The 10702-nt window shown below is 45.5% G+C and carries 10 protein-coding genes; 2 read left to right on the forward strand and 8 right to left on the reverse strand.

What is annotated here, in order from left to right; all coding sequences use genetic code 11:
- The 8 genes from IH598_15735 to IH598_15770 all read right to left on the reverse strand — a co-directional run.
- The coding region (locus IH598_15735) for an isoaspartyl peptidase/L-asparaginase (GenBank protein ID MBE0639969.1) at nucleotides 1–926 on the reverse strand (926 nt) is incomplete at its 3' end.
- A 5-nt stretch (nucleotides 927–931) separates the two neighbouring features.
- Nucleotides 932–1714 carry a sulfite exporter TauE/SafE family protein gene (locus IH598_15740; GenBank protein ID MBE0639970.1) on the reverse strand — a complete coding sequence of 261 codons (783 nt, stop codon included), beginning with the start codon at nucleotides 1712–1714 and terminating at the stop codon, nucleotides 932–934.
- Nucleotides 1711–3636 carry a 1-deoxy-D-xylulose-5-phosphate synthase gene (locus IH598_15745; protein ID MBE0639971.1) on the reverse strand — a complete coding sequence of 642 codons (1926 nt, stop codon included), beginning with the start codon at nucleotides 3634–3636 and terminating at the stop codon, nucleotides 1711–1713. Before IH598_15745 ends, IH598_15740 begins: the two co-directional genes overlap by 4 nt.
- Nucleotides 3637–3779: 143 nt before the next feature.
- A complete protein-coding gene (locus tag IH598_15750) occupies nucleotides 3780–4103 on the reverse strand; it encodes a DUF59 domain-containing protein (GenBank protein ID MBE0639972.1) in 324 nt (107 codons plus the stop codon).
- The gene (locus IH598_15755; protein ID MBE0639973.1) at nucleotides 4100–4543 is read right to left on the reverse strand and encodes a SufE family protein; all 444 of its coding nucleotides are present in this window, start codon (nucleotides 4541–4543) and stop codon (nucleotides 4100–4102) included. The genes IH598_15750 and IH598_15755 overlap by 4 nt, the downstream gene beginning before the upstream one ends.
- A 20-nt stretch (nucleotides 4544–4563) precedes the next feature.
- Entirely contained in the window at nucleotides 4564–5784 is a 1221-nt protein-coding gene (locus IH598_15760; GenBank protein ID MBE0639974.1) for a cysteine desulfurase, read from the reverse strand.
- Between the two features lie 64 nt (nucleotides 5785–5848).
- Nucleotides 5849–6799, reverse strand: coding sequence for a bifunctional riboflavin kinase/FAD synthetase (locus IH598_15765; protein ID MBE0639975.1), 951 nt, complete (start codon nucleotides 6797–6799; stop codon nucleotides 5849–5851).
- A gap of 3 nt (nucleotides 6800–6802) precedes the next feature.
- The gene (locus tag IH598_15770) at nucleotides 6803–7813 is read right to left on the reverse strand and encodes an aspartate-semialdehyde dehydrogenase (protein MBE0639976.1); all 1011 of its coding nucleotides are present in this window, start codon (nucleotides 7811–7813) and stop codon (nucleotides 6803–6805) included.
- 73 nt (nucleotides 7814–7886) lie between these two features.
- Here IH598_15770 and IH598_15775 point away from each other — a divergent pair, with 73 nt between their 5' ends.
- Together IH598_15775 and IH598_15780 are read left to right on the forward strand one after the other, a co-directional pair.
- The gene (locus tag IH598_15775; protein MBE0639977.1) at nucleotides 7887–10496 is read left to right on the forward strand and encodes a lamin tail domain-containing protein; all 2610 of its coding nucleotides are present in this window, start codon (nucleotides 7887–7889) and stop codon (nucleotides 10494–10496) included.
- A gap of 47 nt (nucleotides 10497–10543) precedes the next feature.
- Nucleotides 10544–10702, forward strand: a 159-nt coding sequence (locus tag IH598_15780; protein ID MBE0639978.1) for a hypothetical protein, incomplete at its 3' end; no start/stop codon positions are given.

Consider the following 10702-nt stretch of genomic DNA (forward strand, 5'->3'; position numbering starts at 1 on the left):
GGCATGGCAATATTTCCGTTTTTATCCATGGCAATGACTCCCCCGTTGGCGCCCATCGCTTTTAGCTTGTTGTTGATGATGTCATTTGCGGCAGTTTCGAGGGGTTCGTTCAGGTATTTCATCCTGGCGGAAATATCGTAAGCTACAACGTTACGGATGAAAAATTCGCCATGTCCGGTGGCTGAAACGCCGCAGGTTTTGTTGTCGGCATAAGTCCCGGCGCCAATCACCGGAGAGTCGCCTACGCGTCCGAACTTCTTGTTGGTCATCCCACCGGTGGAGGTTCCGGCAGCTATGTTTCCGTTTTTGTCCAAAGCGACACAGCCCACGGTTCCACTTTTCTCCTTAAATTCACTTTCTTTGGCTTTTTGGAGTGCATCCCAGCTTTCCTGGGTGAAAAACCAGGATGGGTCAACGATTTCGAGTCCCTGCTCCTGAGCAAATTTTTCAGCGCCCTGTTTGATCAGCATCACATGCGGGGATTTGTCCATTACCTTACGGGCAGCCGAAATCGGATTTTTGATGGTGGTTACATTGGCCACAGCTCCCGCATTCAGGGTTTTGCCATCCATGATGGAAGCATCGAGTTCATTTACACCATCGGCATTGAACACTGCTCCACGTCCGGCATTAAACAAAGGACAATCTTCCAGCAGTCGGATGGCAGCTTCTACGGCATCTAAACCGGAGCCGCCATTTTCCAGAATTTCTCCGCCGGCAAGCAAAGCGGCAGCAAGGCGTTCGTTGTATTCAGCCTGTTTTTCTTCCGTCAGGTTTTCGGGGTTCATAAATCCGGCGCCTCCGTGCACCACGATGGCCCATTCGGGTCGTGAAGGAGTTGCCACTTGTGGAGATTTTACAGGGTTGGTACACGAGAACATCAGGCCAAGAGCGACCAAGTTCAGGAAAAGGAAAACGTTTTTCATAGCGATTAATTGAGTGAAAGAATAATTCCCTTGATGTTGATTATGTCGAAAAGATCAGCTGCGGTGAGCAAAATGACAATAATGATCACCCATTGGACAAATTTAGCGCCGCGCTTCACGGCCATATGAGCTGCAATATAGGAACCTGCAATTGTCCCAACAGTCATCATCAGGCCATAGGCCCAGTGAATTTGGTTATTCAGCAAAAAAACAATGATCGTGAAAGGGGTGTAAAGCAACACTACAAAAACCTTGATGGCGTTGGCTTTAACAAGCTCGTAGCCGGCGCCGAGCACAATTCCTGCCAAAAGGAAATAACCCACACCTATCTGGATAAATCCTCCATACACCCCAATCAGGAAGAAAATTACTATCTGTTTGATGCTGATCTTTGCTTCGATAAGATCCTTGCGTTCTTTTACCCATCTCGAAGGATCGTAAATGATAAAAACCATCATCATGATAAGGATTATGCCGACAGCCCGTTCAAAAACCACTTCATTAATATCAACAGCAATATAGGCGCCTATTATCGAACCGATAACCGCAGGAATAGATAGCCAGAGTGCTTTGCGGGTTTCGAGGACTTTTTTTTGTTTAAAACTGGCAGCTGCTGTAAGCGTTTGTACAAGCACTCCAATCCGGTTTGTTCCGTTAGCCACTGTTGGCGGAAGACCTAACATCATCAGCACCGCAAGGGAAATGATGGAACCACCACCGGCAAGGGTGTTGATAAATCCGACCAAAGCCCCGGAAATGGTCAGGGATAAGATTTCAAACCAGCTCATATTTCAACTTTTAATTTTCCTGTAAGTTTTAAAGCAGCCGACACAATGCCCGCAGCATCATAACCACACTCGCTCCAGAGTTGATGTTGAGAGCCATGTTCGATAAAACGATCGGGAATACCCAGTCTCACTATATTTCGTTTAAACCCAAGGTCGTTCATCAGTTCAATCACTGCCGATCCGAGTCCGCCAGTGATCGCTCCATCTTCAACAGTAATGATGGACTCGAATGTTCTGAAAATCTCTGTCAACAACTCTTTATCGATTGGTTTTAGGAACCGGATATCTGCGTGAGTAGCGTTTATTCCCTTTTTTTCAAGAGATTCGCATGCTTTCACTACTTCATTTCCTATGGGCCCTATCGAGATAATTGCAAGGTCTTTTCCTTCCCCGATTATTCGACCTTTACCGATTTCCAGAGCTGAGAAAGGTGTTTTCCAGTTTTTCATTGTACCCCGTCCTTTCGGGTAGCGAATGGCAAAAGGGCCTTTATTTTCGAGTTGGGCAGTGAACATCATATTCCTGAGTTCCTCTTCATTCATTGGGGAGCAGATGGTCAAATTGGGAACTGTTCGAAGGTAGGCCAGATCAAATGCGCCATGGTGAGTGGGACCATCCTCGCCCACCAGCCCTGCGCGGTCGAGGCAGAAGACCACATTGAGGTTTTGCAGCGCCACATCGTGGATTAGCTGGTCGTAGGCTCGTTGCATAAAGGTGGAGTAAATATTGCAAAATGGCAGAAACCCTTCAGTAGCCATCCCGGCGGCAAAAGTGACCGCGTGTTGCTCGGCAATTCCCACATCGAAAGTGCGCTCCGGCATTTTGATCATCATCATATCAAGCGAGCAGCCCGTGGGCATGGCCGGGGTAATTCCTATGATTTTGGGATTCATTTCGGCCAGCTCGATGATTGTTCTCCCGAACACAACCTGGTATTTTGGAGGCTGAACATGATCACAGGGTTCTTTGGCAATCAGTTCTCCGGTTTTCTTGTTAAATGTTGATGGTGGCGCATGATAGATCACCGGCTGTTTCTCAGCGAGTTCAAGCCCTTTTCCCTTCGTGGTAATGATGTGCAGCAATTTCGGTCCGGGAATGTTCCTGATGTCTCTCAGTAATTTTGTTAAACGCAATACATCGTTCCCGTCAACCGGTCCAAAGTACCGGAAATTGAACGCTTCGAAAAGGTTACTTCGCCTGAGAATACTTCCTTTCACGGCATTTCCCACCTGCTTGACCACAGCGCGGGTGTTGGCGCCGTATTTTGTACCTCCGCCCAGCAGGTGCCAGATCTTGTCTTTTAGGCGGTTGTAGGTTTTTGATGTGACGATGTTGGCTAAGTAATCCTTGATTGCGCCGACATTTTTGTCAATGGCAATCCCATTGTCGTTGAGAATAATCAACAGATTGGGGTTGTTTACCCCTGCATTGTTCAGTGCTTCGATGGCCATTCCGCCGGTCATGGCGCCATCGCCGATCACTGCGATATGATGACGATCATTGAGGTTTTTCATTTTGGCCGCTACTGCCATTCCCAAAGCAGCGGAGAGAGATGTGGATGAATGCCCTACGCCGTAAGCATCATACTCGCTTTCTAACATTTTCGGAAATCCGCTTATCCCCTTGAATTTTCGGTTGGAATGGAAAAGATCGCGCCGGCCTGTGAGAATTTTATGACCGTAGGCCTGGTGCCCAACATCCCAGATCAGCTTGTCGTCGGGTGTATTGAACACATAGTGCAGCGCCACCGTCAGTTCCACCACGCCAAGGCTCGCCCCGAGATGGGCGGGGTTGTTGGACACAGCATCAATGATAAACTCCCGCAGTTCGTTGCAAACTGCAGGCAGTTCAGCCTCGTCAATCTTTTTCAGATCAGCAGGGCTGTTGATCCCGGGTAAATATTTGTAGGAGGGTGTATCCATAGTTTATTAAGCTCCAAATAGCAAATGGCAAAAAACAAATAATTTCGAATTAAAAATTTCAAACAACCAAACCAGTTTGAAATTTTTGAATTTTATCTTTGGTAACTTATTTGTTGTTTGGTAGTTGTGATTTGTTTTTTCTTTTATAGCATTCCGAGTTCAAACTTTCCTTCTTCCGAAATCATATCTTCATCCCATGTTGGCTCAAAAGTCAGTTCAACGTCCACACCTTCAACTCCGGGAACTGCAGCCACTTTTACTTCCACTTCTACCGGCAAACTTTCTGCCACCGGGCAGTTGGGCGAAGTGAGGGTCATGAGCACATGCACCTCGTTGTCGTCCGTAACATCCACCTCATAAACCAATCCCAATTCCCAGATATTTACCGGAACTTCCGGATCAAAAATTGTTTTTAGCGCCTCAATTACAGCTTCTTTGATTGCCTTTTTATCGCTTAACTCTGTCATTGCTGATTCTCCTTTGTTTCATATTTGGTTTTAAATACAATGGCGTACATTTTCATTTGTTTGATCATCGAAACCAGTCCGTTAGACCGTGTCGGTGAAAGGTGTTCCTTCAGCCCTATATCGTCTATGAACCCAAGGTTGGCGTTGATGATCTCATCTGGCGTATTTCCTGATAACACCCTGATCAACAGGTTCACAATTCCTTTGGTAATCACAGCGTCGCTGTCAGCGGTGAACCAAACCCTCCCATCTTTATACTCGGCCTGCAGCCATACGCTGGACTGGCAGCCGGTGATCAGGTTGTTTTTGATTTTGTATTTGGGGTCAATCATGGGCAGGTCTTTGCCCATTTCGATCAGGTAGTTGTATTTTTCGAGCCAGTCGGCAAACAGGCTGAACTCTGATACTATTTCATGTCCTTTAGCTTCAATTGTATTCATGATCAATGTTTCGATAGATTTTATAATAACATATCACGTGTTTTTTTGATCGCTATTTCGAGCAAATCAATTTCTTCAAGGGTGTTGTAAATGGCAAAAGAAGCCCTTATAAATCCGGGTATTCCATAAAAATCAACCAAAGGCTGGGTGCACAGGTGACCTGTGCGCACTGCCACTCCGAATTTGTCTATAATCGTTCCTGCATCGTAAGGGTGAATGCCGTCCATATTGAACGAAATTGCCCCGGTTTTATGGGCTGCCTGCCCGTAAAAGGTAATACCGCCGATGCCTTTCAGTTTTTCTGTTCCGTAGGCAAGCAGGTCATTTTCGTGTTTGGAGATTACATCAAAACCAATGTTGTTGATGAATTTAATAGCGGCGCCAAGTCCAAGCACTCCTGAAACGTTTGGAGTTCCTGCCTCAAATTTGAAAGGCAGCTGATTGTATGTTGTCTCTTCAAAAGTGACACTTGAAATCATCTCTCCTCCACCCTGGTAAGGAGACATTTTATCCAGCAGTGCCTCTTTTCCGTAAAGCACCCCAACTCCCATCGGCCCATACATTTTATGACCGGAAAAGCAGTAAAAATCACAATCGAGCTCCTGAACGTCAACCTTTAAGTGCGACACCGCCTGCGCACCGTCAATCAAAACAACTGCTCCGGTCTCATGTGCCTTGCTGATTATTTCTTTAATCGGGTTGATGGTTCCTAGGGCATTGGAAACATGGGTGACTGCTACCAGCTTTGTCCGTTCATTAAGGAGTTGTTCAAAATTTTCTATGATCAATTCTCCTGATTTAGTGATAGGACATACTTTCAATGTTGCGCCGGTGTGCCGGCAAAGCATTTGCCAGGGCACAATATTGCTGTGGTGTTCCATCCAGGTGATCAGAATTTCGTCGTCTTTTCCCAAAAAAGTGTTGCCGTAAGCCGTTGCAACAAGGTTGATAGACTCTGTGGTTCCTTTGGTAAAAATGATTTCGGAAGTGTTGCCGGCATTGATGAAATTGCAGACTTCCCGTCGGGTCTGTTCGAACGAAGTAGTGGCCTCCTGGCTCAGAAAGTGTACCCCGCGATGTATGTTGCTGTTTTCTGATTCGTAGTATTCTTTCAGCCGGTTGATGACTGAGCAGGGCTTGTGAGTAGTGGCTGCATTATCGAAATAAACATATGGTTTTCCGTAAATCTGCCGCTCCAAAGCCGGGAATTCCTGTCTTATCTTTTGAATATTTCTGTTCACCTAAGTTGTCATTTGTTAAAGGGGCGCAAATTAGTAAAAAATATCACGATCATCCGGTAAAAGTTTATTTCTCGTTTGCTCCATGTTCTTCATCTTTCAGTATTTTTTTCACTTTCAACTGGTCGATAACCAGGCGGCGGCGAAGTAGATCAAGGTCGCGGAATCTCTTTTCGTCCCTTGTGTGTTCGAGGAAAAAAAGCCTTATGTGCTGGCCATAAATATCTTTGTCGAAATCAAAAATATTCACTTCAATCGTAAGATGGTGCTCGTTGAGCGTGGGCCGAATGCCAATGTTGCTCATCCCCTTGTACATTTTCCCTTCACACTCAACCAGCGTGGCATATACACCATAATAAGGGATCAGTTTTTCGGGTTCGTCAGGATGGATGTTGGCTGTTGGGAAGCCAAGTGTTCGGCCTATCTGGTTCCCCATCACCACCTTTCCACTGATCGAATAATGAAAACCCAGCAGTTTAGCGGCTAGTTTCATATCTCCCAGCTTAATGGCATCCCTTATCCTGGTGCTGCTGACAGGTATGCCATCCATGTCTTCCATCTCAACCTGCTCAACACTGAAACCGTGATTACCGGCCATCTGGCGCAAAAAATGAATGTCACCCTTACGGTCTTTTCCAAACTGATGATCATAACCAATGATCAGCTTTGCGGGTTTAATAGGCTGGAAAACGTAACTTATTAAAAAACTTTCGGAACTGAGTTGGGAAAATTCTTTGGTAAAATGTATAATAAAGAGATGATCAATGCCAAGCTGTTCAAACAGTTGAACGCGCTCGTCCATCGAAAGTATCAATTTGAGGTTGTAACCGGGCTGCACAACTTTGCGCGGGTGGGGTTCAAAGGTGATCAACACGCTTTCACCTTCGAGCAAACGTGCTTCATCCACAACTTTTCGAATGACCATCTGATGCCCGACATGCACACCATCAAAGGTTCCGATGGTTACAACGGGATTTTTCAATTCACCAAAATCAGCAACATCTTTATAAATCTTCACGAATTAAGTCCTTTGGAAATTTGATTTTACAAATCCTTTTTCAATCAGGTATTCAGCAATCTGAACGGCATTTGTCGCGGCGCCTTTACGCAGGTTATCGCTGACAATCCATAGGTTAACGGCATTTGCAACGGAATGGTCTCTCCTGATCCGGCCAACAAAAACATCATCTTTATCTTCGGCAAAAAATGGCATGGGGTAAAACGCTGACGAAGGATCATCCTGCACGGTCACACCGGGCATTTCGTGCAGAAGCCGAAAGATTTCATCCATCTCAAAAGCCTCATTAAACTCTACATTTACCGATTCGGAGTGTCCTCCATAAACCGGGACCCTCACTACTGTAGCAGTGACCTGAATCGAATGATCTCCTAATATTTTCCTTGTTTCGTCTACCAGTTTTTGCTCCTCAGAGGTGTACCCGTCATCATTGAAGTTCCCGCCGTGAGGAATCAGGTTGAGGTCAATCCGGTGAGGGTAAAACCTGTCATAAGGCAAATCACTGCGCTCACCGGAAAGCTGGTTCATGCCTTTCATTCCTGATCCTGTGACGGATTGGTAAGTAGAAACAACAATGCGTTTGATCCTGAATTTGTGATGCAGGGGGGCAAGCGCCACAACCATTTGTATTGTTGAACAATTAGGGTTGGCAATCAGGTATTGGCCGGGTTTGATGGCATTGCCGTTTACTTCGGGAACTATGAGCGGAACATCCTCAAACATGCGCCAGGCCGATGAATTGTCGATCACAAAAGTCCCCTGGCCGGCAAAACGGCCTGCCCAGTTACGGGAAGTTTCAGCTCCGGCCGAAAACAGCGCTATATCTGGCTTGGCTGCTAAAGCCTCTTCCATCGATACCACCGGAAATGTTTTGTCCCCAAAAGGGATATTTCTACCGACTGACCGCTCGGAGGCAGTTAAAATTAATTTACTGAAATTTACCTTACGCTCTTCGAGCACCTTCAACATCTTGCTCCCAACCAGCCCGGTTGCACCGGCAACGGCAATTATCATGTTCCAGCAGTTTTGATTTTTGGCAAAAGTACTACATTTACAAATTCGTTTTTCAACACTAAATACGATGGTTATGAGGCTTTATTTCATCATCCTGCTTTTGTTTCCTTTTCTGCTGATCGGGCAGGTATTTGACGATTTCAGTGATGGAGATTTTAACCAAAATCCTGTGTGGGCTGGCGATGCTAACGATTTTACAGTCAACAGTTTATATCAGTTACAGTCGAATGCATTGGAAACCGGTATTTCACATCTGGCCACGCCCTTTCAGATGAATGGAGAAACAGAATGGCGCTTCTGGATCAGGCTTAACTTTGCCCCTTCCGATAATAACCTGGCGCGGGTTTACCTGGCGAGCGATCAGCAGAATATCGAAGGAACTGTGAATGGTTATTTTCTCCGTTTCGGCGAAAACCTCTCCAATGATGCTATTGAGTTATACAGGCAAAACGGAGAAACAACGACGTTAATCTGCCGTGGGTCCAATGGACTGATTGCCGGTGCTTTTCAATTTTGGGTGCGTGTGCGACAAGATCAGGCAGGCAACTGGACCATTGAAACCGATAATGCCGGTTTTGGTGCTTACCAGACCGATGCCACTGGTTTTGACAACCAGATCAATACTTCTGCATTTATGGGAGTTTATTGCAAATACACTACTTCAAACGCGAAGAATTTCTTTTTTGATCAACTTTATGCCGGGCCGGTGGTGATGGATACCAACCCGCCACAGCTCATGAAACTCGAAGCACAGAGCGCCAGCGTGCTCGATCTGTATTTCAACGAAGCATTGTTACCGGCCCCGGTTGCTAATATCCAGAACTATATTGTCAGCAATAACATTGAGTATCCTGTAACTGCTGTGCTCGATATTCAAAATCCAGGCAAAATTCGATTAACTTTCGACAGGCCATTTCCCAATGGAATGTCGTTGACGATCACAATCCAAAACATGACCGACCTTGCAGGAAATGTGTCACCCCCGATTGAGGCTGGTTTCATGTGGTTCCTGTCGTCAGCATTTGATGTGCAGATCAACGAAATTATGGCCGATCCTGACCCACCGGTCGAATTGCCAAACCAGGAATACCTTGAGCTGTTAAATCAGACTGGCAAACTAATTGACCTTGAAGGCTGGAAACTGATTATTGGTACAACGGAAAGAATATTCGAAACAGTTTTACTGCAACCCGAAGGATTTTTGATTATCGGGCATGAAAACGCGGAACCATCCCTTGCTGAATTTGGCCCATTTTATGGGTTCTCCGGATTTCAACTAACAAACGCCGGGCAAACTATCATCCTGAAAAACCCTTTCAACCAGGTGATTTCAACCATAACCTACAAAGATGATTGGTATGGTGATGCCAACAAAGAGACTGGAGGCTGGTCGCTCGAACAAATCGATCCGGCCAACCCATGCGGCGGAGGAAACAACTGGACAGCTTCAAAAAGCCAATCAGGAGGTACACCCGGCGCTGTTAATTCCGTAAATGCTGACAATCCCGATTTGATTCCACCTTTTGCCTCCCGGATTGAAGTGATCAGCGCTACAGAAATTACCCTGCATTTTTCCGAGCCAATGGACAGCACGTTATTATCCAATGCATTTGCTTACCAGATTAACCCAACCATCGGACAACCAGTGTCTGCAACACCGATACAACCGGAGTACCGGGCGGTTTTGCTTACACTCAATACTTCAACTCCAATTCAGCAAAACATCATTTATACACTTGCAGTTTCCTCAGATTTTTCCGATTGCGCGGGAAATATTATTGATCGAAACCGAATCGTGCAGTTTGGGTTGCCACAACCTGTGCTTGAAAATAATATTGTGATTAACGAAGTGTTGTTTAATCCCAGAGAGGATTTTGTAACAGGGGTTGATTTTGTTGAAATTTACAACCGATCTGATAAAATACTGGATATGAGTACCCTTGTGCTGGCAACTGAAGATATGTTAACAGGCGAAATCACTTCAGTAAAAAATATCTCTGAAGAAGGATTGCTGTTTTTCCCTGGCGCCTGGCTGGTTTTAACCACTGACCCCGATATTGTCATGCAACAATATTTCGCCGAAAATCCCGAAGCATTTGTGAAAATGGCTTCTTTGCCGCAGTACAGCAATTCCGATGGGGTTGTAATACTAGCCACCAAAGGATTGGGATTGATTGATCGGATGGCATACAGCGAAAATATGCATGTGCCGCTGCTGACCTCTTTTAAAGGGGTTTCGCTGGAACGGATAAATTATGAACGGCCATCAACTGATATCACCAACTGGCATTCAGCTGCCGAAGATGCCGGTTACGCCACACCGGGTTATAAAAATTCACAATTTTCCGAAGCAATCTACATTGACGATCCTATTACTGTTGATCCTGAAATTTTTTCACCTGATTTGGATGGTAGGGACGACGTGCTTAATATTAATTACAGGTTTGATCAGCCGGGTTATGTAGCTACAGTCACGATTTACGATTCACGCGGGCGGCTTGTTCGTAAGCTGGTCAACAATGAACTGCTTGGAAGTGAGGGAACTTTCAGCTGGGATGGGATTACTGATGATAACCAGAAGGCCCCGATTGGCATTTATGTCATCTTCTTCGAGGTTTTCAATACTGCTGGTTCGGTGAATAAGTACAAGAAAACTGCGGTGTTGGGGGGAAGGTTGAATTAGAAAGGCTAATTCAGGCTGGGATTAAACGATTACAGATCTGAAATTTGATGATAAAAACAAAAACAATTTACTTGCACGGACTAAACAGTTATCCGATCCCGGAGAAAGTTGAAATGCTCGAAAATGCCGGATTTGATGTGTATGCACCACAACTGGACTATCGCGGTGAACCGGCGCTTTTCACCCGTTTGCGGCAAGAGATTATT

This window comes from Bacteroidales bacterium, from assembly GCA_014860585.1.
Lineage (GTDB): Bacteria > Bacteroidota > Bacteroidia > Bacteroidales > 4484-276 > RZYY01.

Excerpts from the sequence above, each read along its gene's own strand:
- IH598_15770 (MBE0639976.1), bottom strand. The coding sequence starts at position 7,813 with ATGATAATTGCCGTTGCCGGTGCAACCGGGCTGGTTGGGAGCAAGATG.
- IH598_15775 (MBE0639977.1), top strand. The coding sequence starts at position 7,887 with ATGAGGCTTTATTTCATCATCCTGCTTTTGTTTCCTTTTCTGCTGATC.
- IH598_15740 (MBE0639970.1), bottom strand. The coding sequence starts at position 1,714 with ATGAGCTGGTTTGAAATCTTATCCCTGACCATTTCCGGGGCTTTGGTC.
- IH598_15750 (MBE0639972.1), bottom strand. The coding sequence starts at position 4,103 with ATGACAGAGTTAAGCGATAAAAAGGCAATCAAAGAAGCTGTAATTGAG.
- IH598_15745 (MBE0639971.1), bottom strand. The coding sequence starts at position 3,636 with ATGGATACACCCTCCTACAAATATTTACCCGGGATCAACAGCCCTGCT.
- IH598_15755 (MBE0639973.1), bottom strand. The coding sequence starts at position 4,543 with ATGAATACAATTGAAGCTAAAGGACATGAAATAGTATCAGAGTTCAGC.